Source organism: Hyphomonadaceae bacterium ML37, assembly GCA_027627685.1.
Taxonomy (GTDB): Bacteria; Pseudomonadota; Alphaproteobacteria; order Caulobacterales; family Maricaulaceae; genus Oceanicaulis.
The window spans coordinates 1,647,149-1,673,698 of record CP091241.1; the positions used below are offsets into that span (position 1 = coordinate 1,647,149).

The window sequence follows — 26,550 nt, forward strand, 5'->3', positions numbered from 1 at the left end:
GCCTGTGGCCGGGCATGCGGGCCCGGTTTGATCCGGACCCGCATGCCGCGGCGCAGCGCGTTTACATGCCGCAGGGACCGGAGAGGAATTGCTCGATCTCGGGCATCATCACCCGGTAATGCGAGGGATACCACGGCATCTGGTGGGGCATGTCGGGGATGACCACCATGCGCGCTTCCACCTGGCCACGCACGGCGTTGTAGAAGTCCGTTCCGTGGAACAGCGGCACGCGCACGTCCCGGTCGCCGTGGAACACCAGAACCGGCAGGCGGGCGTCGCTGGTGTTGCGCGCCGGATCAAGCCCGGTCACGGTCTGGCCCTGGCGCAGGCGCTGGATGCGGTTCTCGCTCCAGGTATTGCCCAGCCGGGCGAGATTGGTCACCGGCGCCCCGGCGATGGCGCATTGATAGGGCGCATCGTCGCGCACCACGGCGGCGGCGGCGGCGAACCCGCCATAGGAATAGCCGAAGATGGCGAGACGGTCCGCGTCGGCGATGCCCTGCTCGACCAGCCAGGCCATGCCGTCATCCTTGTCGTCCTGCATGGTCAGGCCCCACTGGGCGTCACCGGCCAGCCAGAGCGCCCGGCCATGACCGGTGGAGCCGCGGAAGTTCGGGCGCAGCACGGCATAGCCGCGCGAGGTCAGGAACTGCGTCCAGCCCGACGTGTCCCAGCCGGTATAGTCGCGCACCCAGGGTCCGCCATGGGGCATGACGATGGCGGGCAGGGGGGCGTCGCCCTCGGTCCAGCCCGGCGGCAGGTCAAGGATCGCCGGAATCTCCAGCCCGTCGCGGGCGGTGTAGCTGACAAAGCGCTGCTCGCCCAACTGTTCCGGGCTGATCCACGGGCGCGACACGCCCAGCGTCTGCACCCGGCTGCGCTCGTGCAGGAGGTGATAGGCGGGCGCATGCTGTGCGCTTTCGGTGGTGAACAGGACGCGGGTGCGGCCATCATTGTAGTCTTCGATGGTCACGTGCTGACCGGGGAACGCGGCTTCAAGCCCTTCCTGGATGGCCCGCATTTCCGGATCGATCCAAAAAATCTCGTTGCGCGGTCCCGAATAGGCGAAGCCGAGCAGCTGGTTGAAGTCGCCGGGGCGGGTTCCGAGCACCACCCCCAGAGCGCTGAAGTCGGGATGCGCCAGGATCGGCTCGTCACTGAACTGCCGCGCGACTGGGTCATACCAGTAGATCGCCGCCAGATCGGAAAACAGGTCGGTGGTGACGTAGAACCGGCCGCTGGCCTCGTCATAGCCTGTGATGTTGACGTTATACCGGTCGGAGATGCGTGTGGTCAGCGCGTCATGGATCTCGAACGCGCCGGTTTGCGGGTCGGCGATCAGGATGCGCTGTTCATAGTCGCCGCCGTCAATGCCCTGGAACTGAACCTGGGTCATCGGCGCGCCGGTGCGCGGGTTGAACAGGCCGGGCGACGCGCCGCCGGACGTGCGCAGCGTCAGCTCGGTCGCGCCGGTGCGCAAATTGTAGCGATAGATGTCGGCCGCCAGCGTGAGCGAGTTGATTCGCTGGATCAGCACGTTTTCGGGATCCAGCGGAAGGGTGCTCAGCAAGGACGCCGAGCCTGCAATTTCAAGGCAGCGCTGGACCTGCGGGCTGACGCCGAGGCGCCGGGAGGAGCCGGCGAACGCCTCGTCAAATCGCGAATGGCTCACATCGGTCAGGTAGGGGCGGAACAGGAAGGTGCGGGTCGTGCCCGTGGTGCGGCCTTCGCCGCAGCCTTCAAGCGCGCCGGTAAATTCCTGCCGTCCGAAGACCAGCACGCGCTCGGCCTTCAGCGCGAAGGCGGCGATGAATTTCATCCGGTCGCCGCTGGGCGTGATGATCGGGCCGGTCTCGGGCGCATCAAGATCCCAGGTCGCCAGCGCCGTGTCTTCGTTATTGCTGCCGGGCGCGGCGATGATGGCGGCGAGCGTGCTGCCGTCAGCGCTGAGCGAGGCGGACTGGATGTTCGGGACGCGGGCGATGTCCTCGACACTGATGGGCTGGGCGCCGGCGGCGGCCGCCAGCAGGCCGCACGCTGCCGCGGCGGCGAATAGATGTTTCATGTCCTGTAGTCTCCCCAATAAGGCGTTTGCCGCCTGATGATGCAGCGCGGCAAGGCGGAAGTGCATTCCCTGCGGCCCCCGGATTCGCCAGTTACAGAATGGAAAGGCGGCCGCGCCGCACTCTGGTTTTAATAAAGGTCCGGACATGGGCGCGTGCGCGAATCTCCAATCGGGCGAGCCGGTTTGCGCCTGCAGCCGGCGCACCGTGTTTGGCCCGAATATTTCCATACAATGACGAAGATTTAAGGCCGGGACGGCGCGCTCCGCGCCGCGTCTGCAGCCAAACGCGTCTCTGCGCTTCCCCCACGCGTGCTGCAGGCTTATCTCACGCCCATGACCGACGCCCTGTCCAAAGCCCTGAGTGACGTCATCGACCCGGCGACCGGCGCTACGCTGGGCGCTGCAGACCGCGTCGGCGGTCTCGACCTGCGTGACGGCGTGGCCACCATCGTCCTGCGGCCCGGGCCTCAGGGCGAAGACATCAACGCCCTGCGCGCCGCTGTGGCGTCCGCCCTGGAGGGCCGGGACGGCGTCACGCGCACGCGGGTGATCATCGAGACCCAGTTGTCCGCTGGCCCGAAAGCCAAACCCAAAGCGGCCCCTACCCCGGCGCGCGCCCCGGCCCGGCGCATCATCGCCGTGGCGTCGGGCAAGGGCGGTGTGGGCAAGTCCACGGTGGCGGCCAATCTGGCCGGCGCCTGCGTCAAGCTGGGGCTCAAGACCGGGCTGATGGACGCCGATATCTATGGCCCCAGCGCGCCACGCATCTTCGGCCTGTCCGACGCCCCGGGCCTGCGCAAGACCGATGCCGGCATCCAGCCGCTGGAGGCGCATGGCGTGAAGCTGGTCTCCATGGGATTTCTGGTGGGCGAACGCGATCCCGTCGTCTGGCGCGGCCCCATGGTGACCGGCGCGATCCGGCAATTCCTCAACGAGGTGGACTGGGGCGATCTCGACGTCCTGATCATCGACATGCCGCCGGGCACGGGCGACGCCCAGCTCGCGATCGCGCAAGGTACGCCCATTTCCGGCGTGGTGATCGTCTCCACGCCCCAGACGCTGGCGCTGGATGATGCGCGCAAGGCGGTGGCGCTGTTTGACCGCACCGAGATTCCGATTCTCGGGATCATCGAGAATATGAGCTTCTTCCTTTGCCCCCATTGCGGCGAGGGCACCGAGATATTCGGGCGCGGCGGCGCGCGCGCCGAAGCCGAGCTGATCGGCGCGCCCTTCCTGGGTGAAATCCCGCTGCATCCCGAACTGCGCGAAGCGTCGGACGCCGGGCGTCTGGTGGCCAGCGGCGACGGGCCAGTGGCCAAGGCGTTTCTGCGCGCGGCCGAGGCGATGTTGCTGAATGTGGATGCAGCGCATCGTCCGGCGCCGGACATTGTCTTCGTGTCCTGAGCCGGTCGACAAATCCGCGCGCTGCGTTAGAACACCCGCCACGCTGACCAGGGAGACCGCCATGGCGGAGATCGCGTTTATCGGGCTTGGCAATATGGGTGGCGGCATGGCCTCCAACCTGGTCAAGGCGGGCCACCGCGTGCGCGCCTTTGACCTTAATCCGGCCGCGGTGGCGCATCTGGCCACCAAAGGCGCCCATCCGACCGGCTCGCTGGCCGAGGCGGTGTCGGGGGCCGACGCGGTGGTGACCATGCTTCCCGCCGGTCAGCATGTGCGCAAGGTCTATACTGGCGAAGACGGCGTATTGGCCCATGCCTCCGCGAAGGCGGTCCTGATGGACTGCTCCACCATCGACGTGGAAAGCGCGGCCGACGTGGGCAAGATCGCCACTGCACAAGGCTTCGCCTTTGTCGACGCGCCGGTCTCCGGCGGCATGGCTGCGGCGGATGCCGGTACGCTGACCTTCATGGTTGGCGGGCCGGAAGCGGCCTTCGCGAAAGCCGAACCCTATCTGGGCGATATGGGCAAGGCGGTGATCCGCGCCGGGGACGCCGGAGCCGGGCAGGCGGCCAAGATCTGCAACAACATGCTGCTGGCCATTCATATGATCGGCACGTGCGAAGCCATGAACATGGCGATCCGCCTGGGCCTTGATCCGCAGAGCTTCTTTGATATCGCCTCCAGATCGTCGGGCCAGAACTGGTCGCTCACCAGCTATTGCCCGGTGCCGGGCATCGTGCCGGCCGCGCCGTCGAACCGGGACTACCAGCCCGGCTTCGCCGCGCCGATGATGCTCAAGGATCTGATGCTCGCCATGGAAGCGGCGCGCACAGCTGACGCCCACACGCCGCTGGGGGCCCATGCAGCCGAGATTTATCAGCGCTTTGTGGATATGGGCGGCGACCGGCTTGATTTTTCCGGCGTGATCAAAATGATCGCAGGCGAGAATCTGCTCTGAGCGGAATGCGTTTGCGAGGCGTTTTCAAATAGAAAGCGCGACATTACGCCCCTGCTTGAAGGCAGGACGCGCTGTCCGGATTATGTCATTTTCCGGACAGTTGAGGTCAGCAAAGGAGAGCCGCCATTCCCCTTGCGGGCATGGCGCAGACCCGATGGATTATCGCAACGCCTTCAAAGCCTCTGTCGCACGGGTTCGCGCCGAGGGCCGTTACCGGGTCTTCGCTAATCTGCGCCGGGTGCGCGGACAATTCCCGCGCGCGCACTGGCGCACGCCCGAGGGCGATGTGCGCGACGTGGTGGTGTGGTGCTCGAACGATTATCTTGGCATGGGCCAGAGCCCGTGCGTCACCGGCGCCATGAAGCAGGCCATCGACGATGTCGGCGCTGGCGCGGGCGGCACGCGCAATATCTCGGGCACGACAAATTACCATGTCGAACTGGAGCAATCGCTGGCCGATCTGCACCATAAGGAATCAGCGCTCCTTTTCACCTCCGGCTATATCTCCAACCAGGCGACGCTCTCCACCCTGGGCAAGATCTTGCCCGGGCTGATCATGTTCTCTGACGCGCTCAACCACGCCTCCATGATCGAGGGCGTGCGCCAGTCGGGGTGCGAGAAGCATGTCTGGCGTCACAATGATGTCGCGCATCTCGAAGCGCTGCTTAAGGCCGCCCCGGCCGATGCCCCGAAATTGATCGCTCTTGAGTCGGTCTATTCCATGGACGGCGATATCGGCCCGCTCGAAGCGGTCTGTGATCTGGCCGACAAATACAATGCGCTCACCTATCTCGATGAAGTGCACGCGGTCGGCCTCTACGGCCTGCGCGGAGGCGGCATCGCCGAGCGCGACGGCCTGCTCGACCGCTTTGACATCATCGAGGGCACGCTGGGCAAGGCGTTCGGCCTGATGGGCGGCTATATCGCGGCGGACTCGGTGATCATCGACGCCGTGCGCTCCATGGCGCCCGGCTTCATCTTCACCACCTCGCTGGCGCCGGCCATTGCGGCGGGCGCCCGGGCGAGCGTGGAATATCTCAAGAGCGCCTATCGCCTGCGCGAGGCGCACCAGGAACGCGCTGCGCAGCTGAAGCGCCGTCTGTCCGACGCCGGCATCCCGGTCATGGCCAATGAGACCCATATCGTGCCGGTGCATGTCGGCGATCCGGTGCTGTGCAAGCGCATGACCGACGCGCTGCTGGAAGATCACGGCATCTACGTCCAGCCCATCAACTATCCCACCGTCCCGCGGGGCGGGGAGCGCATGCGCTTCACGCCGACCCCCATGCACGATGATGCGATGCTGGATGCGCTGGTTGAGGCGTTGCGCGATGTCTATGCGCGCCACGCCGGGGTCAAAGTGGCCTGATGGCGGCCCGCGGGCGTTCCGGCGGCCGTGAAGTGATCTTCGAATTCACCACGCTTGGACAAAGCACGCGCGTCGCGGCCGTCGATGTGGCGACCGGCGAGGAAGTGGTGATTTCCGGCCCCGCCGGCGCGTCACGCGGCGATCTGGAACGGGTCGCTTTGCGCAAGCTGCTGCGCCGCCTGGCCCTTGCTCAAAGCGCAGACCCAAAAAAAACGCCCCGGTGCGGCGGCCGGGGCGTCATCGTCTGAACCAGATAGGATCTGGCGTTACTTCTTGCGGCCGCCGCGGCCCAGACCGATTTCCTTGGCGAATTCGGACCGGCGCTTGGAGTAGTTCGGCGCGACCATCGGATAATCGGCCGGCAGACCCCATTTGCGGCGATAATCGTCCGGGCTCATATCATACTGCGAGCGCAGGTAGCGCTTGAGCATCTTGAGCTTCTTGCCGTCTTCCAGGCAGACGATGTAGTCGTCAGTGACAGACTTCGAGATCGGAACAGCGGGCTTCGCCTTCGGCTCGGGCTTGGCTTCGCCGCCGGAAATTTCTTTCATGGTGGCGTGAACCGACTTGATCATCTCGGGCACGCTTTCGGCGGGCACCGAATTGTGGGTCAGGAAAGACGCCACAATGTCGGTCGTCATCCGCATCAGCTCTTCATTGTCGACGGCGGGGAATGTGTCTTCGCTCACTGGGAGGATCCTTTTTCTGAGACAGGGATAAGCGAGGGGAATCGCTGCGATCCACTCGCTGTATAATTCTCCAGAGGCCTCAGGGCAAGTAATCTGGTGATTATATTCACAGAGAGATTACTTGCGCCTCAGCTATATTGAGTAACGCATGCAACCCAGCATTAAGGTGCTCATGTGCGTCATCGCGTCCGCCATGGTTGTCGGGCGCCTGCGCGCGGCCTATGACTACCCGCGACACAGTGTTGCTCTAGAAGGAACCTCCCATGGCTGACGCGCACGCGAGCGATACAACGACCTCGTTTTTCACCACGCCTCTGAACGCCGCTGATCCCGAGCTCGCCGATGCGATTTCGCGCGAGATTCGCCGCCAGCAAGAGCAGGTCGAGCTGATTGCGTCAGAGAACATTGTCAGCCGTGCGGTCCTTGAGGCGCAGGGTTCGCCGCTGACCAACAAGTATGCCGAGGGCTATCCGGGCAAGCGCTATTATGGCGGCTGTGAGTTTGTCGACATCGCCGAAGAGCTGGCAATCTCGCGCGCCAAACAGCTGTTCAACTGCGCTTACGTGAACGTGCAGCCCAATTCGGGCAGCCAGGCCAATCAGGCGGTGTTTCTGGCGCTGCTGAAGCCCGGCGACAAGATTCTGGGCCTGGATCTGGCAGCCGGCGGTCATTTGACCCATGGCGCGCGTCCGAACATGTCCGGCAAGTGGTTTGAAGCCCATGCCTATGGCGTGCGCGAGGACAATGCGCTGATCGACTACGACGCCCTGCGCGAGACGGCCCGCCAGGTGCGGCCCCAGATGATCATTGCGGGCGGCTCGGCCTATCCGCGCATCATCGACTTCAAGGCCTTCCGCGAGATCGCCGACGAGGTCGGCGCCTACCTGCTGGTGGACATGGCCCACTTCGCCGGTCTGGTCGCGGGCGGCGCCTATCCAAGCCCGCTTGAGCACGCCCATGTGTGCACCACGACCACCCACAAGACCCTGCGCGGCCCGCGCGGCGGCATGATCCTGTCCAATGACCTGGATCTCGGCAAAAAGTTCAACTCGGCCGTCTTCCCGGGCATGCAGGGCGGGCCGCTCATGCATGTCATCGCCGCCAAGGCGGTGGCGTTCGGCGAGGCGCTGCGCCCTGAGTTCAAAGCCTATGCCCGCGACGTCATCGACAACTGCCGCGCCATGGGCGGCGCGCTGACCGAGGCCGGTTTTGCTCTGGTCTCAGGCGGGACGGACAGCCATCTCGTGCTGGTCGATCTGCGGCCCAAATCGCTGACCGGCGATATCTCCGAAGCTGCGCTGGAGCGCGCCCACATCACCTGCAACAAAAACGGCGTGCCGTTCGACCCGGCCAAGCCCACCGTGACCTCAGGTCTGCGAATCGGCTCGCCCGCCGGCACGACGCGCGGCTTTGGCGCGGCGGAGTTCCGCCGCATCGGCGAGATGATGGCCGAAGTGCTTGACGCTCTGAGCGCCTCCAATGACGGTGACGCCGCCGTCGAAGCGCGCGTGCGTGACGAGGTGATCGCCCTGTGCCGGCGCTTCCCGATCTATCCCGAGCTGGGTTGAGAGCGGAGGCTGATCCGTGCGCTGCCCGTTTTGCGGTCATCATGACACCCAGGTGAAGGATTCGCGTCCGGCGGAGGATGGCGGGTCCATCCGCCGCCGGCGCCAGTGCCCGTCCTGCGGCGCACGCTTTACCACGTTCGAGCGGGTGCAGCTGCGCGATCTGCACGTGATCAAGTCCGACGGAAAGCGCGAGGCGTTCGAGCGCGACAAGCTGATGAAATCGGTGCTGCTGGCCACCCAGAAGCGCTCCATTGACCGCGACCGGATCGAGCAGATGATCTCAGGCATTGTCCGCCGGCTGGAAAGCGGCGGCGATCCGGATGTGCCGTCCAAGCAGATCGGCCGGCTGGTCATGGACGGGCTGCGCGCCCTCGATACCGTGGCCTATGTGCGCTACGCCTCGGTCTACAAAGACTTCCGCGAAGTCGAGGATTTCGCCACCTTCATCAAGGGTGAGCGCCTGATGGGCAAGGAGGCTCCGGCCTCTGATGCGGCTGCGCCGGACGAGTCCCGGGACGAGGACAGCGCATGAACGCGCCCGTGCGCGTCACGCTGAAGCTCGCCACCAGCTTGGACGCCCGGATCGCTCTGTCCAGCGGCCAATCCAAATGGATCACCGGGCCTCAGGCGCGCGAGGCCGTGCATCAGCTGCGCGCGGACCACGACGTAGTGTTGACCGGGGTAGGGACAATTCTCGCCGACAATCCGCAGATGACCGCCCGGCCCGGCGGCACGCTTGCGGCGCGTCAGCCGTTGCGCGCGGTGCTCGACACACATCTGCGCACGCCGCCGGACTGCGCTTTGCTGACGCAGGGATCGGCTGTCATTTTCCATGGCGAGGCCGCGCCGGCGGCGGCGATCAGGGAGCTGGAAGCGGCTGGCGCACGCTGTATCCAGCGGAGCATGGTCCAGTCCGGAGTTGATATTGCCTATGTTCTGGAATGGTTTGTGGCAGAAAGCTCGTCCAGTGTGTTCATTGAGGCGGGCGGCCGTGTGGCTGCGTCCGCGATCCAGGCCGGGATCGTGGAGCGTATCGAATGGTTCCGCGCGCCGGTGCTTCTGGGTGGCGACGGACTGCCAGCGATAGCGGCGCTCGGCCTTGAGACGCTGGACGGCGCCCCCATGTTCCGCCGCACACATCTGCGCGAATGCGGCGCGGATACATGGGAAACGTGGGAGCGCGATTGAGCGATGTTCACCGGGATCGTCACCGAGATCGGGCGCGTCGTCGCCCTTGAGGATGGCCCGGTGCGCCGCGCGACCATCGCCAGCGCCTATGCGCCGGACGGGATCGCGCTTGGCGCTTCGATCAGCCATGACGGCGCCTGCCTGACCGTGGTGTCGGTGGAGCCACACGGCGCCGGCGCGCGCCACGTGGTGGAGATCTCGCCGGAGACCCTGGCCCGCACCACACTGGGCGGCTGGCAGGCCGGGACAAAGATCAATCTCGAGCGCGCCCTGAAAATGGGCGACGAGCTGGGCGGACATATCGTCCAGGGCCATGTGGACGGGGTGGGCGAGGTGCTCGAGCGTACCGACGAGGATGGCTGGATGCGCCTGCGTATCGCTGCGCCCGAGGCTGTGGCGGGTTTCATCGCGGAGAAGGGCTCCATCGCCGTGGATGGCGTCTCGCTGACGGTCAACGCCGTCGACGGTGCAGCCTTCGATCTCATGATTATTCCGCACACTTCTCAGGTCACTACCCTGTCCCGCCTGCAGAAGGGAGCGCATGTGAACCTTGAGGTCGATGTGATGGCGCGCTACGCCGCTCGCCTGATTGAATTCCGCCCGTCAGGAAATGTGTCGTGAGCGAGCTGTCCGCATCATCGCCGCTATCGCCCATCACCGACATCATCGAGGATGCGCGCCAGGGGCGCATGTTCATCCTGGTGGATGCCGAGGACCGGGAGAATGAGGGCGATCTCGTCATCCCGGCCCAGTTCGCCGGGCCTGAAGCGGTCAATTTCATGGCTAAGCATGGCCGCGGCCTGATCTGCCTGACGCTCACCAGGGCAAGGGCCGACCAACTCAAGCTGCCGCTGATGAGCGCGCGCAACCAGCCTCGCCACACCACCAATTTCACTGTGTCGATCGAAGCGCGCGAGGGCGTCTCGACGGGTATCTCGGCCCATGACCGCGCCCTGACCATCGCCACGGCGGTCAATCCGGCCAGGGACGCTGAAGACATCGTGTCGCCCGGCCACGTGTTTCCGCTGGTGGCGCGCGACGGCGGCGTGCTGGTGCGGGCAGGGCATACCGAGGCGGCGGTCGACATAGCCCGCCTCGCAGGCTGCAACCCGTCCGGCGTGATCTGCGAGATCATGAATGAAGACGGCACCATGGCGCGCCTGCCCGATCTGGTGGCGTTCGCCCAGTTTCACGGCCTCAAGATCGGCGCCATCGCCGACCTCATCGCCTATCGCCGCCAGCATGACCGCTTTGTCGAGCGCCGGCTCGACACCGAAGTCACAACGCGCTGGGGCGGGCCGTTCCGCCTGACGGTCTTCCGCTCCCTCGTCGATGATGTGGAGCACGTGGCGATCTCGCGCGGTGAAATGCGCGCCGACCAGCCGGTTCTGGTGCGCATGCACAAGGTCAGCTTCGCCGAGGATGTTCTGGGCGCCGTGGGCGGCCGCAGTGGCCTCGTCGAAGAAAGCATCGCCGCGCTGGAAGCTCATGACGGCCCGAGCGTCATGGTGTTCATCCGCGAGACCCACCGCTCGGCGATTACAGAACGTTTCGGCGCCGCGCCCGCCGACGCGCCTGATCAGCGCGAGGCGCGGCGGCTGCGCGAATATGGCGTGGGCGCGCAGATCCTGCTGGATCTCGGAGTGCGGCAGATGATCCTTCTGACCACTGCGCCGCAAACCATCGTCGGACTTGACGGATACGGCCTGCAGGTCGTTGAACAGCGCGATCTTGAAGGAGCCCGCCATGACTGACACTCCCCGCGTCCTGATCGTGGCCGCGCCGTTCTATGAAGACATCACCGAACAGCTGCTGGAGGGCGCGCGCGCCGCGCTGGACGCCGCCGGCGCGTCTCATGACACCATCATGGTGCCCGGCGCGTTCGAGATTCCCGGCGCCATCGCCATGTCGTGGCTCGGTGACGAGCCCTATGACGCCTATGTGGCGCTGGGCTGCGTGATCCGTGGCGAGACCAGCCATTATGATTACGTGTGCGGTGAAAGCGCGCGCGGCCTTATGGATCTCAGCCTGTCCGGCGTGGCGCTGGGCTATGGCGTTTTGACGGTGGAGAATATCCGCCAGGCCCGCGATCGCGCCCATGTGGACCAGAAGAACAAGGGCAAGGACGCGGCTGAAGCCGCGCTTGCAATGTCTGCGCTCAAGCAGAAGTTCTCGCCGCAATGACCACCGACGCCGCCAGCCGGTCGGACACCCGCGCCCGCCAGCGCCGCGCGGCGCGGCTGAGCGCAGTTCAGGCGCTGTACCAGATGGAGATCAGCGGGCAGGGCGCCAGCACTGTCGTGCGCCAGTTCCGCGATCACCGCTTTGGTCATGACGGCGAGCCGGGCGAGTATCTGGAAGTCGATGAAGACTTCTTTGAAAACCTCCTCATCGGCATCGTCGAGCGCCAGGACGAGGTGGACGGCCACATCTCCGGCACCCTCAAGGAAGGCTGGCGTCTGTCCCGCCTCGACGCCACCTTGCGCGCGATCCTGCGGGCGGGCGGGTTTGAGCTGCTGGCCCGCCACGACGTGCCGTCTTCCGTTGTCATCAACGAATATGTCGACGTGGCCCATGCCTTCTTCGAAGGCACGGAGCCCGGCGTGGTGAATGGCGCTCTGGACTCGCTGGCGCGCACCTTGCGCCCGGCGGACGCGTGAGCGGCGGCGGCGAGTTTGACTATATCGCGCGGCGCCTCGCGCCGCTGAGCGCCGGATGTCCCGGCGCCGCCGGCCTCAAGGACGATGGCGCGGTCATCGCGCCCGCGCCGGGCCATGAGCTTGCCGTCACGTCGGACACCCTGATCAGCGGCGTGCATTTCCCCGCCGATGAAGACCCGGCCCTGGTCGCCGCCAAAGCGCTGCGCGTCAATCTGTCCGACCTCGCCGCCATGGGCGCGCGCGCGCGGGCCTACATGCTGAATGTGTCTTGGCCCGATGGCGCGGATGATGCCTTGCGTGAACGGTTCGCCGATGGCCTCGCCGCCGAGCAGGCCCTGTTCGGCGTGCATCTTATAGGCGGCGACACGACGGCGTCGCTGGGTCCCTGGATGATCACCATCACGGCATTTGGCGAGCTTCCAATTGGTTCGGCCGTGCGGCGCAGGGGCGCGCAGGCGGGCGATCTGGCCGTGGTGACCGGGACCATTGGAGACGCCTGGCTGGGCCTGCAGGCCCGCCTCGGAACACGCGAGCGGCTCGATGCGCCGCATGAGGATTATCTGGCGCAGCGTTTCACCCGTCCCGAGCCGAGGCTGTCGCTGGTGGCGGCGATCCGACAGCACGCCCATGGCGCCATTGATGTGAGTGACGGTTTGCTCGCGGACTTCGAGCATATCGCGCAGGAGAGCCGTCTGAGCTTGACGCTGGCGCTGGAGGACATCCCGCTCTCTCCCGCCGCTTTGGCCTGGCTGGAGGATCAGCCGGACGCCAAGCAGGCCCGCCTCGAGCTCGCGGCAGGTGGGGATGATTACGAGTTGGCGCTGGCGGTGGCGCCGCCGGAGCTGGAGGCGCTGCGCGCGGCCGCTGAACCACTGGCCCTTACAGTGGTGGGGCGGTTCTCCGCAGGTCCCCCCGATCTCCACGTGACATGGGAGGGTGAACCGGTCGCACTGACCAAAACGGGATTCACCCATTTTTGACGGGCTGCGCGGATACTGGCGTCATGAAAGCTGCCGTTTTCGCCCTTGCACTCGCCCTGATCGCCGCGCCGTCCGCTTTTGCGGATGAGGAGGCTTGCGCGGAGAATCAGGCTGCCGGTGTGAACAAGCTGGTGGCCCCGGTTGTGGCCGAGGAGGGCCGGCTGGCCGGCTATGCCTTCGTCACGCCCCGGGTTTGCCTGGCGCGCGGATACTCCGCGCTGGATTTTCGCGAGCGGGAACATTTCCTGATGGACGCCATGGTGCGCGCCGTCCAGCACAGCCCGTTCCGCCTGCTGCCCGATGACAGCGTGGACCGCAGCGACGCCGAAGCGGCGTTCCGAACGGCTCTGGCGCAGGTCTATAGCCCCGGTCAGGTCACCGCGATCGGGCTTGAAGGCGATGACATCCGGCTCATGCGGCCTTAGTGAGCGCCGGTCGTTACGCGCGGTTCTTCAGGCCGTTAGCCCCCGGTCAACCTCGTATTGCGTGTCCGCTCGGACATGGTCCATAGTCCCGCCCATCGGGGAGGGCCTGACGGCGCGACTGATTCTGTCTCCAACGTGCCGCCGGCGTTCAAGATGACAATCAACGCCTCGTTCAAGGGGAATATCACATGGCTATGGATGATCTTTGGCTCTGGCTGGCGGTCGCCGCCGGCTTTATCGCAATCGCATACGGCGTCATTCAGGTGCGCTCGATCCTGGCGGCCAGTCCGGGGTCGGAGCGGATGCAGGAAATCGCCGCCGCCATTCAGGAAGGCGCCAACGCCTATCTGCGTCGGCAATACACCACCATCGCCATTGTGGGCGTCGTCATCTTCGTCCTGGTCTGGCTTCTGCTGGGCCTGGTCGTGGCGATCGGCTTCCTGATCGGCGCGCTTCTGTCGGGCGCGGCCGGTTTCATCGGCATGCTGGTCTCGGTGCGGGCCAATGTGCGCACCACTGAAGCCTCCAAGACCTCCCTTCAGGCAGGCCTGTCCATGGCGTTCCGCGCGGGCGCGGTGACGGGCATGCTCGTGGCTGGCCTCGCGCTTTTGTCCGTGACCGTCTACTTCCTGGTGCTGACGGGGGGCGAAGGCTTCGCCGCCTCCGAAACCCAGCGCACCATCATTGACGGGCTTGTGGCGCTGGGCTTTGGCGCCTCGCTCATCTCCATCTTCGCCCGTCTGGGCGGGGGCATTTTCACCAAGGGCGCTGACGTGGGCGGCGACATGGTGGGCAAGGTGGAAGCGGGCATCCCCGAGGATGATCCGCGCAACCCGGCCACCATCGCGGACAATGTGGGCGACAATGTCGGCGACTGCGCGGGCATGGCGGCTGACCTGTTCGAGACCTATGCGGTGACGGTGGTCGCCACCATGGTGCTGGCGTCCATCTTCTTCCGCGGCGATGCGGGCCTCGACGCCATGATGGTCTATCCGCTGGCCATCGGCGCGGTGTGCATCATCGCCTCGATCATCGGGGCGTTCTTCGTGCGTCTCTCCAAAGGCTCCACCAATGTCATGGGCGCACTGTACAAGGGCTTCATCGCCTCGGCGGTGCTCTCGCTGGGCGGCGTGGCGCTGGCGACCCATTTCCTGATCGGTTTTGACACGGCCTTCACCGCCAGCAGCGGGCTGGTCATGAGCGGCGGATCGCTGTTCGTGTGCGGCGTGGTGGGTCTGGCCGTGACCGGCCTGATCATCTGGATCACGGAGTACTATACCGGCACCAATTACCGGCCCGTGAGGTCGGTGGCCAAGGCGTCAGAGTCCGGACACGGCACAAACGTGATCCAGGGTCTCGCGGTATCGATGGAATCCACGGCGCTGCCCGCCCTGGTGATCATCATCGCCATTCTGGTGACGTTCAATCTGGCGGGCCTGTTCGGCATCGCCATCGCCGTGACCACGATGCTGGCGCTGGCCGGCATGGTTGTCGCGCTGGATGCGTTTGGTCCGGTGACGGACAATGCAGGCGGCATCGCGGAGATGGCCGGCCTCGAAGGCGAGGTGCGCGACACCACCGATGCGCTTGACGCAGTGGGCAACACCACCAAGGCGGTGACCAAGGGCTACGCCATCGGGTCTGCGGGCCTGGGCGCGCTGGTGCTGTTTGCGGCCTATACCGAGGACATCAAGTATTTCGCCTCCAACCCGTCGAGCTATCCGTTCTTCGCCGATACCGGCAATCTGAACTTCGACCTGTCCAACCCGTACGTGGTGGTCGGCCTGTTGTTCGGCGGTCTTCTGCCCTTCCTGTTCGCGGGCATGTCCATGACCGCGGTGGGCCGCGCCGCCCAGGCGGTGGTGGAGGAGGTGCGCCGTCAGTTCCGTGAGAAGCCGGGCATCATGCGCGGCGAGGAGAAGCCCGATTATGGCCGGGCCGTGGACATGCTGACCACGGCGGCGATCCGCGAAATGATCGTGCCGTCCATGCTGCCCGTTCTGTCACCCATCGTGCTGTTCGCCGTGATCTGGTTCGTTGGCGGCGGGGCGCTCGGCTTCAATGAAGCGGGCAAGGGCGATGCGCTCGTCGCCGTTGGCGCCATGCTGCTGGGCGTGATCGTCACGGGCCTGTTCGTCGCCATCTCCATGACGTCAGGCGGCGGGGCGTGGGACAATGCCAAGAAGTATATCGAGGACGGCCATCACGGCGGGAAGGGCTCCGAGGCCCACAAAGCCGCGGTGACCGGCGATACGGTGGGCGATCCCTACAAGGACACGGCCGGTCCGGCTGTGAACCCGATGATCAAGATCACCAATATCGTGGCGCTCTTGATGCTGGCGGTGCTGGCGACGCGTTTCTGACGCGCTGATTAGCCGCCAAAACAAAACCCCGGCCTGCGGATGTGCAGGCCGGGGTTTTTCTTTGCCCGGACGTTCGAGAGACCGGACGACTAGCCCTTGTCCTTGGTGAAGCCGGATAGCTGGGCCAGCAGATCAATCGGCATCGGGAAGATGATGGTGGAGTTGTTGTCGCCGCCGATCTCGGTGAGAGTGCTGAGATAGCGCAGCTGCAGCGCCCCGTCCTGACCGCCCAGGATCTGGGCGGCTTCGGCCAGCTTTGTGGCTGCCTGCTGTTCGCCTTCGGCCGAGATGATCTTGGCGCGCCGCTCGCGTTCGGCCTCGGCCTGTTTGGCGATGGCGCGGATCATGGACGGGTCGAGATCGACATGCTTGATCTCCACATTGGCCACCTTGATGCCCCAGGCCTCGGTCTGGGCGTCCAGGATGGACTGAATGTCGTCATTGAGCTTGTCGCGCTCGGACAGCATTTCGTCGAGATCGTGCTTGCCCAGCACCGAGCGCAGCGTCGTCTGCGCCAGCTGGCTGGTGGCCATCCGGAAATCCTCCACCTGGTTGATCGCGCGGGCCGCATCGACGATCCGGTAGTAGATCACCGCGTTGACCTTCACCGAGACGTTGTCCTGGCTGATCACGTCCTGGCTGGGCACGTCCTCGGCCACGGTGCGGATATCCACGCGCACCATTTGCTGGATGAAGGGGATCAGGATGATCAGGCCTGGCCCGGACGTGCCCGTATATCGGCCGAGCGTATAGACCACGGCGCGCTCATACTCGCGCAGAATCTTGATCGCTGACGATATGATGGTGAATGCGACCACCACGATCGCAACCCAGAACCCGATATTGACGCCGATTTCGGCCATGGCCGAGTCTCCTTTCGAGGGGTGGCTTGTCCGTCAAAAACTTACTTGATCAGCCTGACTTTCAAAGTGAGCCCGTCAAGGCTGACCACCTTGATCGCGTCGCCCGCCTTGAGGGCGTCCTGTGACACGGCGCGCCAGCGTTCGCCGTCGACCATGACGTAGCCGGCCGCGCCCTCCCATGAAATCACCTGACCGGTCATGCCGATCAGGCCTTTTTCGCCTGTGGTCACCTTGCGCGCCTGGGCCGCAAGGCCATAGCTGACCAGCAGGAATGTGGCGCCGGCCAGCGCGACCGTGGTCACGGCGATGAGGCGCCAGTCGATGCGCAGGCCATCCACCTCGGTATCCATCAGCATGAGCGAGCCGATGGCGAAGGCGGCCAGCCCGCCGAGCGCCAGCAGGCCCGAGGAGGCGAGGAAGGCCTCGGCCACCAGCAGGATCAGCCCCAGTATGATCAGCGCCGCCCCGGCATAATTCACCGGCAGGGTGTTGAGGGCGTAGAAGCCGACGATGATGAAGATCACGCCCGCAATCGCGGTCACGGGTTCGAGCCCGTTATAGAACGACACCAGAAGGCCGATAAAGCCGAGATTGAGCAGAAGGAAGGCGATGTTGGGATCGGTGATCACCGCCAGAATGTTTTCGGAAACCGTCTTGTCGACGGCCTCGAAGCGCGCGCCGTCCAGCGCCAGCACCAGGGTCTCACCGCCGCGCATCGTCACCTCGCGGCCATCGGCTTGCGCGGCGAAATCCTCGAGGCTGGCGGCGACGATCTCCACCACGCCCAAGCCCAGAGCTTCGGAGTAGGACGCGCTGACGCCCTCGCGCACCGCCTCTTCGGCCCAGTCGGCATTGCGCCCGCGCATTTCGGCGAGCGAGCGGATATAGGCGACAGAATCATTGACCACCTTGTTGCGCATGGCCTGCGTATTGGAGGGGGCGGATCGCTCCCGGCTGGCCGCCCCCTCGGCAGCCTCACCGCTGTCTTCGCCCGATCCGGGCGTCTCGCCCGGCGCGGCCGGCTGGTCTTCCCCGCCGCCCATCTGCACCGGCGTGGCGGCGCCGATGCTGGTGCCCGGCGCCATGCCGGCGATATGGCTGGCGTAAAGGATGTAGGCGCCCGCGCTGGTGGCCCGCGCGCCCGACGGGTGGACGAACACCGCCACCGGCACGTCCGAGGCGATGATGGCGCGGTTGATGTCGCGCATCGCGGTGTCGAGCCCGCCGGGCGTATCCATCTCGATGATCAGAAGAGCCGCGCCCTCGGTCTGCGCGGTTCTGATCGCGCGGCTGATATAGCCGGTATTGGCCGGCCCGATGACGCCGGTCAGCGCCGCCGTCTTGACCAGAGGGCCGTCCGCATGCTCCTGGGTCAGCGCGCCTCCCGCCAGGACCACCGCGCCGAGCAGCATGGCCAGACCTGACAAAACCCGCGCACCTTGCTTCCACGCGAACATCCTGCAGCCTCCCGTCGCTTTTCCGGTTTCTCACAGGGTAGCGCATGAGCGCGCCTTTCCAATGGAGAAACAACGAAAGCCTTGCCGCGCGCAATCTTCTCGCAGTGCGTCACTGGCGCCGCCGGTCGGTGCGTCTATCGTATGACCGGTCTGCAGGGGAGATTTCGCAATGACACACGCCCGTCCAAGCGCGCCCGCGCCCGTCCGCAAACTCGTGATTGTCGGCGGCGGCTCAGCCGGCTGGATGACCGCGGCTGCGGCCTCCGCAGCGCTGCACCGCGATTGCGAGATCGTGCTGGTGGAGTCAGAAGAGATCGGCATTGTCGGCGTCGGCGAGGCGACCATCCCGGCCATACGCTCCTTCAACCAGTTCGTCGGCATCGACGAGGCCGATTTCATGCGGGCGACCCAGGGCTCGTTCAAGCTCGGCATCGAGTTTGTAAACTGGCTGCGCGACGGCCACGCCTATTTCCACCCGTTCGGCGCCTATGGGCGCAATTTCGACTGGGTGCCGCTGTATCAGTATTATCTCGAAGCGCGCGCCAACGGAGACGAGACGCCGCTTCAGGATTATTCGCTGGCCTGGCTGGCCGCGCGCGAGAACAAATTCGCCCATCCGGCTGGCGACCAGGGCGCCGCCCTGTCGACGCTGGAATACGCCTTCCACTTTGACGCCAGCCTGTATGGCCGATATCTGCGCCGCATCGCCGAGGGGCGCGGCGTGACGCGTCTTGAAGGCAAGGTGTCGAACGTGCGGTTGCGGCCCGGAGATGGCGGCATTCAGGGTCTGGACCTGTCAGACGGGCGGACGGTGGACGGCGACTTCTTCGTAGACTGCACCGGGTTTCGCGGTCTCCTGATCGAGGAGGCGCTCAAAACGGGCTATGAAGACTGGACCCACTGGCTGCCCTGCGATCGCGCCGTAGCTGCGCCATCTGCGTCAGGGGATGATTTCACGCCCTACACCCGGTCCACGGCGCGTCAGGCTGGCTGGCAATGGCGCATCCCGCTCCAGCACCGCACCGGCAATGGCTATGTCCACGCCAGCCACTTTATCAGCGAGCAAGACGCGACCGACACTCTGGTGCGCCACCTGGACGGCGCGCTGCTGGCCGAACCCCGCCTGCTCAAATTCGTTACGGGCCGCCGCCGCAAGGCCTGGAACAAGAACTGCGTTGCGATCGGCCTGTCCGCCGGCTTCATGGAGCCGCTGGAGTCTACCTCCCTGCACCTCATCCAGACCGGGGTGGTGCGCTTCCTGGCCCTGTTCCCGGGCCGAGATCCCGAGCCCTGGAGCGAGATGGAGTACAACAAGCTGGTGCGCGAGGAATGGGAGCCGATCCGCGACTTCCTGATCCTGCATTACCACGCCAATCAGCGCGAAGACGGCGAGCTGTGGCGCTATTGCCGCGAGATGGCGATCCCCGAGACGCTGGCCTACCGGATTGAGCAGTTCCGGCGCTGCGGGCGGCTGGTCTCGCCGGGGCTGGAACTCTTCCTCAACGCCAACTGGATCAGCGTGCTGATGGGGCAGGGGATCATGCCCGAACGCTATGAAGCCCTGGTCCATCACCGCCAGGTGGATGGCCGGGCCATGCTCGCCCAGGTCCGCTCGGCGATCACCGCCGCCGCCGCCCGCCTGCCCAGCCACCGCACCTATATCAACCGGTTCTGCAAGGCGCCCGATGAGGCGCTCAAGCCGATCGCCTGAAGACACGGGTGCTGATTCGCGCTTGCCCTCAGGCGTTGCGGCGCCCACGCTCTGACCGGATTATGCCGAGGGAGGCCTCTGAAATGGTTCGTCTTCTCCTGCTTCTGGCTGGCGTTGCAGCTGTGTGCGCACCCAGTGAAGCGACCCCGATCTTTCAGCCAGGCGCTCCGGGACAGCCCTCGCGCGAAATTGCGGCGGACGAAGCGGTGGCGCTCAGCCGGTCGAGCTTCGTGGAGGCGGACGTCATCTTCATGCAGCACATGATCGTCCACCACGCCCAGGCGGTGGAGATGGTCGCTTTGCTGGAGACGCGCGGCGCCCATGACGGCGTGCGCCGGCTGGGCGAGCGGATCGCCTCCAACCAGGCTGCTGAAATGGAGATGATGCGCACCTGGCTGGAGCAGCGCGGACAGGCGGCGGACGATCCGAATCTGTCCCATGGCCATCATCATGGGGCGCATGCCGGTCTTGAAGATCACACCGATCACGCCGCGCACCACGGCCATGACGGTCACGGGGCCCGCCACAGCAATCACAGCGATCATGCCGGACACGGCTCACATCCCGCTCACGGCGCCCATGGCGGCGCGGGCGAGCACGCCCATCACGGCCACCAGACCCCCGCGCCCGTTGCGCCCGATCCCGGCGACACGCCGCTCATGCCGGGCATGCTGTCGCCCAACCAGATGGCCGCGCTCGCCGCCGCATACGGGTCTGAGTTTGACCGCCTGTTTCTGGAGGGCATGATCGTGCACCACCAGGGCGCGCTGGACATGGTCGATGATCTCATCGCCCGGCCGGGCAGCGCTCAGGATCCGCAATTGTCCGACTTTCTGTCCCACGTGGTCTCTGACCAGTCCGCCGAAATCCTGCGCATGCAGTCGCTATTGTCCGACGTCTGATCCCTGAAATCCCGTTCCCAGCCTTGGAGCCGACCCTGTCATGACCCTGCGTTCCACCATGCTCTCCTCCGCCGCCGCCATGGCGGTCCTGTTCACCGGCGCCAGCGCCCACGCCCAGCAGCCGCGCGCCTTCGAGCCGGACGCCCGCACCGCGCTGGCCGGCGGGCTGCATGACGCCGAACAGGCGGCCTGGAACCTTCAGCTGGAACACGCCATCACCCCGCCGCCGGGCTTTTTCGATCCCGACGCCCTGTTCTATCCGCGCGCCTTTCGTGAGGCCATGGAAGCGGCCGCAGCCGCCCGCGAGCGCGGCGAGGAGCCGCCCGCGCCCGCCTTCACCCCGCTGGCTCTGTCCAATACCGATCTCGCCTTCGCTGGAGGGCGGGTGATTGTCGGCAATTACAACGGCTTCAACATTTATGACGCGACTGTCGATGGGGCGCCCGAGCTGGCCTTGTCCGTCGTCTGCCCGGGCGGGCAGGGCGATGTGTCGGTCCATGGCGATCTGTTGTTTGTGTCGGTGGAGCAAAACCGCGGCCGTCTCGATTGCGGCACGTCCGGCGCCGAGGGCGATGTGAACCCGGAGCGCTTCCGCGGGATCCGTATTTTCGACATTTCCGACTTCAACGCCCCGCGCCAGGTCGCCGCGGTCCAGACCTGCCGCGGCTCGCACACCCACACCCTGCTGCCCCATCCGTCCGATCCGGACGTGCTCTATATCTACAACTCGGGCACATCCTTCGTGCGCGAGGGCGATGAGCTGGACATCTGCTCGGCCGGTCAGCCCGAAGAGAACCCGGAAACGGCGCTCTACTCCATCGACGTGATCAAGGTGCAGCTCAGCGCGCCGGAAGAGGCCGCCATCGTCAACCGGCCGCGCATTTTCGCTGATCGCGACACCGGCGAGGTCGCCGGCCTGTGGCGCGGCGGCCGGTTCGGCGTGGCCACCCAGCGCACCGCCCAGACCAATCACTGCCACGACATCACGGTCTACCCCGAGCTGAACCTTGCGGCCGGCGCCTGCAGCGGCAACGGGATCCTTCTGGACATCTCTGATCCCGAAAACCCCCAGCGCCTGTCCGACCTGTTTGATCCGGATATGGCCTACTGGCACTCGGCGACCTTTAACAATACCGGTGATGTTGTTGTATTTACAGACGAATGGGGCGGCGGCACAGCGCCGCGCTGCCAGGCGGACGACCCGGTCACCTGGGGCGCCAATCTGATCGCGACGGTCGAAGACGGCGAACTGACCGGCCAGAGCTTCTTCAAACTGCCCACCGTCCAGGGCGCGACCGAGAACTGCGTGGCCCATAACGGCTCGCTCATCCCGGTGCCGGGGCGCGATATCATGGTCCAGTCCTGGTACCAGGGCGGCATCACGGTGATGGACTTCACCGACCCCGAGAACCCCTTCGAGATCGCCTATTTCGACCGCGGCCCGGTGGATCCCGAAGGCCTGGTGGTGGCCGGATACTGGTCGGCCTACTGGTATAATGGCCGCATCTATGGGGCCGAGATCGCCCGCGGGCTCGACGTGCTCCGCTTGGCCCCCAGCGAGCATCTCTCCCCGTCCGAAATCGCCGCCGCCGAGCGCGTGATCGAGGACCAGGTCAATCCCCAGACACAGACCCGCATCACATGGGAGGACCACCCCGACGTGGCCCGGTCCTATCTCGACCAGTTGGCGCGATCTGAAGGTCTTGATGCGGATATCGCCGGCCGCGCGCGCGAAGCGGTGGACCAGTGGGCCCAGGGCCGTGTCAACGCCCGGATCATGGACCGCCTGACGCGCGACATCGCCCGCGCGGCTGAAAGCGCTGAAGGGCGTGACCATGCGCGCCTGACCGCCCTGTCCGAAGTGCTGCGTCAGGCACGGGCCGGGTAGGGCGGCTCACGCCGTCTGCGCGCCGGCACGCGGCGGCCGATCCCGCAAAGGCCTGCACTGCAAGCCGCAGTCGTGCCTTTGCGGGCGGGCGCCAGGCGTCCGTCCAGGCCTTCGCAGATCAATGGGGCTGTGCCGACCTTGCGGACCCTGCAGCGGACCGTTTAAGCGAACTCTGCAACCGGAATTTGTATAGGGCGGCAGGCGTCTTGACAGGCACCGGTGCTTGTAACCTTGTTCGCCAAACCTGTAACCGCACGATCCTCCGGAGCCTGGCATGGCCGATACCCTTACCATACGACGGCCAGATGACTGGCACCTGCATCTGCGCGACGGGGAGATGCTCAAGCTGGTGGCGCCCTACACCGCGCGCCAGTTCCGCCGCGCCATCGTCATGCCCAATCTCGTGCCGCCGGTCACGACTGCGGCTGCCGCCGACGCCTATCGCCAGCGCATCCGCGAGGCGGTGGGCCCGGACAGTGATTTCGAGCCGTTGATGACGGCCTATCTCACCGACACCATCGATCCGCAGGAGATTGCCCGCGGCTTCGAGGCCGGCATCCTGACCGCGTGCAAGCTGTATCCGGCCGGGGCGACCACCAATTCGCAGTCGGGCGTCACCGATATTCGCAAGATTGACGCGGTGCTGGCTGTCATGGCCGACATCGGCATGCCGCTGCTCATTCATGGCGAGGTGACCACCGCCGACATCGATATTTTCGACCGGGAGCGAGTCTTTCTGGAGCGCATTCTCGGCCCCACCATGGACCGGTTTCCCGGTCTCAGGGTCGTGCTGGAGCACATCACCACCTCAGACTCGGTGCAATTCGTGCGGGCCGGTGGCGAGAACATCGCCGCCACCATCACCGCCCACCATTTGCGCATCGACCGCAACGACATGCTGGCCGGCGGCATCCGGCCCCATCTCTACTGCCTGCCGGTGGCCAAGCGCCGCCAGCACAAGGAGGCGCTGCGCGAGATCGTCGCCACCGGTCATCCCAAATTCTTCCTCGGCACCGATTCTGCGCCCCATGCCCGGTGCGACAAGGAGAGCGCCTGTGGCTGCGCGGGCATTTTCTCCGCCCCGGTGGCGCTGGAAAGCTATGCTGAGACCTTTGAGGAGCTGGGCTGTCTTGAGCATCTGTCCGCCTTCGCCGGCGAGCACGGCCCGCGTTTTTACCGCCTGCCCCTCAATGACGGTTCGGTGACGCTGGAGCGCACCGGGCTGGACGTCCCGTCCCGCATCGATCCCGACGGCCAGCAGCTCACCCCCTTCCACGCGGGCGAACGCCTGCACTGGCGTCTGACGGATCGATAAAGGACCCCGCAGGGCCGGGAGGTGCGTCTCCCTCCGAACCTGCGGAAGGCGCGGAAGGCTCTATTGCCCCTGCGCCGCTCTGGCGGCCTCAATCGCGGCGCGCACTTGCGCCGCCGCGTCGGATGCACTGCGATAACCGCCCAGCTCCACGCCCTCGGCATCGGCCGGATCGGGCAGCTGCTTGTAGACCCGGAAAAACGCCTCGATCCGGCTGCGCTCCATGACAGGCAGGCCATCAATGGACCGGATCTCGTCATAGGCCGGATCAATGTCCGACGCCGGCACGGCGATGATCTTGTCGTCGATCTCGCCATCATCAAGCATGATCAGCGCGCCAATCGCCCGCACCCGGATCAGCGCGCCCGGCACAATCGGCTCGCGTGTCAGCACCAGCGCATCCAGCGGATCGCCGTCCTCGCCCATGGAGGACGGGATCGATCCGTAATTGGCCGGATACACCACCGGCATCGACAGGAACCGGTCCACAAACACAAGCCCGGTCTGCGCATCGATCTCATACTTGGTCGCTGACCCGGCCGGGATTTCGATCACCACAAAGAATTCGTCGCCCTCAGCCGGCTGGGTGACGGCGAACGGGTGAGTGGTCTGGGCCTGGGCGAGCGCGGGGGCTGCGAGGAGGGCGGCGAGGGTGAGGGCGGCGACGGTGAGGGTGCGGATCATCAGCGGGTTCCATGAGGCGTGCCTGCAGAAAACGCAGTCGTATTCCTTATCCGGATAAGACCATAGGAGCCTATTGCGGAAAGAAATCTTGCAAACGAACTCTCTCGCCAAAGGGCGTCCAGGCGGACAGCGAGTCTGCAAAAGGTTTTGGTCAGCGATTGAGGATAATCAATTACAACAGGATCTTATGCAGTTTCCTTCCGGTGCGCCCGCTGTTTTAGGACAGAGAGCCCGGATGGATCCCTGTCGAGCAGCAGCAGGGCGCTCATCACCCCATGGCTGACAACCACGTCTCCGCTCTCGTATTTCTGAAAGGCATTTGGCCCGCCACCGATCAGGTGGCCAGCCTCCTTTTGGGTGAGATCCAGGCGCTTCCTGATGCGTCGCACCGCTTCTGGCGCAAGCAGGCCCTCGACTTGCGCCTTAAGCCGGTTCAGGGCCCGATCCGACATCTTCATGTCTTCGCCGGTGTGAATGCTCTCGTCGCTCACATCGCAATACCAGCCGGGCATGTCTAAGGTGGCTTCGTGTCCCTTGTAGGCGATGGTCATCGGACGAACGTCACGGAACATCGGCTGGCCCGTCTGCGGGCAGGTGGGGCTAGTCATTGTCTTTCTCCTTGAACGACAGAAGCAAAAACTCGGTCACGGCATCGGCCGTGAATTTGACATACAAAACCCCCTGCTCCGAAGGGACGTGGTAGACGTCCTGCCAGACCCGATGATCAGAAAAGGACGTCATGGACTTATAAAAATGGCGTCGCTCGATTGTCTGTATGGCTGCAACAATCTCGCTTCGGCCAAAGCCAAGCGAGGCAGCCCCTCTCAGAGCGGACCCTGTTACATTGAGCTTCTCGACCGTCGAGAAAATCGCTTTGACCGCTTCAATGTCATAGGTCGGCTTTCGCTTCTCAGCCATAGGCCTTGATAACACCACTGTGGTGTTTTTTCAAGCTGCCGATTCCGTCAGCCAATCGATGGTCACACGCGACCGGGTATGGTGGCTTGCCATATGGAATCCGCGCCGATGGCGGCCCAGACATCGGGGACGAGAACTTTAGGAGCGAGGTTTAGGCACGAAGCGACAAAAGCCGCATAGAGGCCACACATGGCATGTCGGGCTGTCTTAGGATTTTATCTGCTATCGGCAGAACCGAACAGAAGCTGAGGATTCTTGCCCTTCAGCGCGCTGTCTCATTGAATGACTTTTAGTGTCTGGCGGAGGAGGAGGGATTCGAACCCCCGGAAGGCGTTAACCTTCAACGGTTTTCAAGACCGCCGCATTCAACCGCTCTGCCACTCCTCCGGCGGGTCCGGTTTAGCGGCGGGGCGGGGGGTGCGCAAGATCGATGGGCTTGCGCCGGTGCGCGCAGCGGCTAGGGTGTCGCGCCTGTCCGCCAGCGGGAGCCGCTCGCCCTTGCCTTTGCGATCCAGACACGCCGTGATCCCTGCGCTTGTCGCCGCCCTTGCGGTCCTGCAGGCCTGCGCGTCGCCGCAGGGCGATGAGGCCGCCAGCGCGGCGGCGGCGCCCGCGTCCGCGTCACCGGGCAGCGCCTGGACGCCTCCGCCGAACGTCCCCGTTGTCGAAATCGCCGGCGAACGCCTGCCTGTGCGCGGGGCGGAGGAGGGCGTGGCGTCCTGGTATGGCGACCCGTTCCATGGCCGCCAGACGGCCAGCGGCGAGATTTTTGATCAGCATGCAATGACGGCCGCGCACCCCACCATGCCCCTGCCGTCTCTGGCGCGGGTCACGCGCCTCGACACCGGCGACAGCGTCATCGTGCGCATCAATGATCGCGGGCCGTTCACCGGCGGACGGGTGATTGATCTCAGCCGGGCCGCCGCCGAGGCCATCGGCATGATCGATCTGGGCGTCGCCGAGGTGCGGGTGGAGGCCCTCGGCCCGGCCGACCCTGAAGATCGCGCCGCCGTGTCGCGCATCGTGCGCGGGCCCGGAATCACCCGGCACGCCAGCCGGCAGTAGCCCAAGCTGGCGCGCAGCCTTTCGGCGCGGGGCGGGCGGGGTTAGTCTGCCTGTTGCTTCGTTCCAGCCGCCGGAGACGCG

General features: G+C 65.5%; 25 protein-coding genes, 1 tRNA gene and 1 pseudogene. 19 read left to right on the top strand and 8 right to left on the bottom strand.

Annotation, left to right across the window (positions count from 1 at the left end; genetic code table 11):
• Positions 1-61: 61 nt before the first annotated feature.
• Positions 62-2,065, bottom strand: coding sequence for a prolyl oligopeptidase family serine peptidase (locus L2D01_08090; protein ID WBQ08861.1), 2,004 nt, complete (start codon positions 2,063-2,065; stop codon positions 62-64).
• A 333-nt stretch (positions 2,066-2,398) separates the two neighbouring features.
• Between L2D01_08090 and L2D01_08095 the strand changes: the two genes are divergently transcribed.
• The 4 genes from L2D01_08095 (at position 2,399) to L2D01_08110 (ending at position 6,044) form a co-directional block, all read left to right on the top strand.
• Positions 2,399-3,469, top strand: a complete 1,071-nt coding sequence (locus L2D01_08095) for an Mrp/NBP35 family ATP-binding protein (GenBank protein ID WBQ08862.1) — start codon at positions 2,399-2,401, stop codon at positions 3,467-3,469.
• A 61-nt stretch (positions 3,470-3,530) separates the two neighbouring features.
• Positions 3,531-4,427, top strand: a complete 897-nt coding sequence (mmsB, locus tag L2D01_08100) for a 3-hydroxyisobutyrate dehydrogenase (GenBank protein ID WBQ08863.1) — start codon at positions 3,531-3,533, stop codon at positions 4,425-4,427.
• A gap of 154 nt (positions 4,428-4,581) precedes the next feature.
• Positions 4,582-5,796, top strand: a complete 1,215-nt coding sequence (hemA, locus tag L2D01_08105; GenBank protein WBQ08864.1) for a 5-aminolevulinate synthase — start codon at positions 4,582-4,584, stop codon at positions 5,794-5,796.
• Positions 5,796-6,044, top strand: a complete 249-nt coding sequence (locus L2D01_08110) for a hypothetical protein (GenBank protein ID WBQ08865.1) — start codon at positions 5,796-5,798, stop codon at positions 6,042-6,044. The genes hemA and L2D01_08110 overlap by 1 nt, the downstream gene beginning before the upstream one ends.
• An 18-nt stretch (positions 6,045-6,062) precedes the next feature.
• On the opposite strand, the gene L2D01_08115 is transcribed toward L2D01_08110, so the two are convergent.
• Positions 6,063-6,485: a MucR family transcriptional regulator gene (locus L2D01_08115; GenBank protein WBQ08866.1), complete on the bottom strand. Its 423-nt coding sequence runs from the start codon at positions 6,483-6,485 to the stop codon at positions 6,063-6,065.
• A 263-nt stretch (positions 6,486-6,748) separates the two neighbouring features.
• Here L2D01_08115 and L2D01_08120 point away from each other — a divergent pair, with 263 nt between their 5' ends.
• The 10 genes from L2D01_08120 (at position 6,749) to L2D01_08165 (ending at position 15,669) form a co-directional block, all read left to right on the top strand.
• Positions 6,749-8,053, top strand: a complete 1,305-nt coding sequence (locus tag L2D01_08120; GenBank protein ID WBQ08867.1) for a serine hydroxymethyltransferase — start codon at positions 6,749-6,751, stop codon at positions 8,051-8,053.
• A 16-nt stretch (positions 8,054-8,069) separates the two neighbouring features.
• Positions 8,070-8,585: a transcriptional regulator NrdR gene (gene nrdR / locus L2D01_08125; protein WBQ08868.1), complete on the top strand. Its 516-nt coding sequence runs from the start codon at positions 8,070-8,072 to the stop codon at positions 8,583-8,585.
• Positions 8,582-9,241: a RibD family protein gene (locus L2D01_08130; GenBank protein ID WBQ08869.1), complete on the top strand. Its 660-nt coding sequence runs from the start codon at positions 8,582-8,584 to the stop codon at positions 9,239-9,241. The genes nrdR and L2D01_08130 overlap by 4 nt, the downstream gene beginning before the upstream one ends.
• 3 nt (positions 9,242-9,244) lie before the next feature.
• The gene (locus L2D01_08135) at positions 9,245-9,862 is read left to right on the top strand and encodes a riboflavin synthase (protein ID WBQ08870.1); all 618 of its coding nucleotides are present in this window, start codon (positions 9,245-9,247) and stop codon (positions 9,860-9,862) included.
• Positions 9,859-10,995, top strand: coding sequence for a 3,4-dihydroxy-2-butanone-4-phosphate synthase (ribB, locus tag L2D01_08140; protein ID WBQ08871.1), 1,137 nt, complete (start codon positions 9,859-9,861; stop codon positions 10,993-10,995). Before L2D01_08135 ends, ribB begins: the two co-directional genes overlap by 4 nt.
• A complete protein-coding gene (ribH, locus tag L2D01_08145) occupies positions 10,988-11,425 on the top strand; it encodes a 6,7-dimethyl-8-ribityllumazine synthase (GenBank protein WBQ08872.1) in 438 nt (145 codons plus the stop codon). The genes ribB and ribH overlap by 8 nt, the downstream gene beginning before the upstream one ends.
• Positions 11,422-11,901, top strand: coding sequence for a transcription antitermination factor NusB (gene nusB, locus L2D01_08150; protein WBQ08873.1), 480 nt, complete (start codon positions 11,422-11,424; stop codon positions 11,899-11,901). The genes ribH and nusB overlap by 4 nt, the downstream gene beginning before the upstream one ends.
• Entirely contained in the window at positions 11,898-12,881 is a 984-nt protein-coding gene (gene thiL / locus L2D01_08155; GenBank protein ID WBQ08874.1) for a thiamine-phosphate kinase, read from the top strand. Before nusB ends, thiL begins: the two co-directional genes overlap by 4 nt.
• A gap of 23 nt (positions 12,882-12,904) precedes the next feature.
• Complete coding sequence (locus tag L2D01_08160; protein WBQ08875.1) at positions 12,905-13,306, top strand: hypothetical protein; 402 nt, start codon at positions 12,905-12,907, stop codon at positions 13,304-13,306.
• Between the two features lie 188 nt (positions 13,307-13,494).
• A complete protein-coding gene (locus L2D01_08165) occupies positions 13,495-15,669 on the top strand; it encodes a sodium-translocating pyrophosphatase (protein WBQ08876.1) in 2,175 nt (724 codons plus the stop codon).
• Between the two features lie 89 nt (positions 15,670-15,758).
• Here the strand turns inward: L2D01_08165 and L2D01_08170 are convergent, their stop codons facing one another.
• Complete coding sequence (locus tag L2D01_08170; GenBank protein ID WBQ08877.1) at positions 15,759-16,532, bottom strand: slipin family protein; 774 nt, start codon at positions 16,530-16,532, stop codon at positions 15,759-15,761.
• A 41-nt stretch (positions 16,533-16,573) separates the two neighbouring features.
• A complete protein-coding gene (locus L2D01_08175; protein ID WBQ08878.1) occupies positions 16,574-17,989 on the bottom strand; it encodes a nodulation protein NfeD in 1,416 nt (471 codons plus the stop codon).
• Positions 17,990-18,158: 169 nt separating this feature from the next.
• Between L2D01_08175 and L2D01_08180 the strand changes: the two genes are divergently transcribed.
• From L2D01_08180 to pyrC, 4 genes are all read left to right on the top strand, one after another.
• Positions 18,159-19,700: a tryptophan 7-halogenase gene (locus L2D01_08180; protein ID WBQ08879.1), complete on the top strand. Its 1,542-nt coding sequence runs from the start codon at positions 18,159-18,161 to the stop codon at positions 19,698-19,700.
• A gap of 83 nt (positions 19,701-19,783) precedes the next feature.
• Positions 19,784-20,602 (top strand): DUF305 domain-containing protein, encoded by an 819-nt coding sequence (locus tag L2D01_08185; GenBank protein ID WBQ08880.1) that lies wholly within the window; start codon positions 19,784-19,786, stop codon positions 20,600-20,602.
• Positions 20,603-20,642: 40 nt separating this feature from the next.
• Positions 20,643-22,490, top strand: coding sequence for a hypothetical protein (locus L2D01_08190; protein WBQ08881.1), 1,848 nt, complete (start codon positions 20,643-20,645; stop codon positions 22,488-22,490).
• Between the two features lie 274 nt (positions 22,491-22,764).
• Entirely contained in the window at positions 22,765-23,805 is a 1,041-nt protein-coding gene (gene pyrC, locus L2D01_08195; protein WBQ08882.1) for a dihydroorotase, read from the top strand.
• A 60-nt stretch (positions 23,806-23,865) separates the two neighbouring features.
• On the opposite strand, the gene L2D01_08200 is transcribed toward pyrC, so the two are convergent.
• From L2D01_08200 to L2D01_08215, 4 genes are all read right to left on the bottom strand, one after another.
• Complete coding sequence (locus tag L2D01_08200) at positions 23,866-24,486, bottom strand: inorganic diphosphatase (protein WBQ08883.1); 621 nt, start codon at positions 24,484-24,486, stop codon at positions 23,866-23,868.
• Between the two features lie 185 nt (positions 24,487-24,671).
• The gene (locus L2D01_08205) at positions 24,672-25,094 is read right to left on the bottom strand and encodes a type II toxin-antitoxin system MqsA family antitoxin (GenBank protein ID WBQ08884.1); all 423 of its coding nucleotides are present in this window, start codon (positions 25,092-25,094) and stop codon (positions 24,672-24,674) included.
• Positions 25,087-25,404: a type II toxin-antitoxin system MqsR family toxin gene (locus tag L2D01_08210; GenBank protein ID WBQ08885.1), complete on the bottom strand. Its 318-nt coding sequence runs from the start codon at positions 25,402-25,404 to the stop codon at positions 25,087-25,089. Before L2D01_08210 ends, L2D01_08205 begins: the two co-directional genes overlap by 8 nt.
• A 297-nt stretch (positions 25,405-25,701) precedes the next feature.
• Positions 25,702-25,791 (bottom strand) — tRNA-Ser (locus L2D01_08215).
• 321 nt (positions 25,792-26,112) lie between these two features.
• Here L2D01_08215 and L2D01_08220 point away from each other — a divergent pair.
• Positions 26,113-26,391: pseudogene (locus L2D01_08220) on the top strand (septal ring lytic transglycosylase RlpA family protein).
• Positions 26,392-26,550 lie beyond the last annotated feature (159 nt).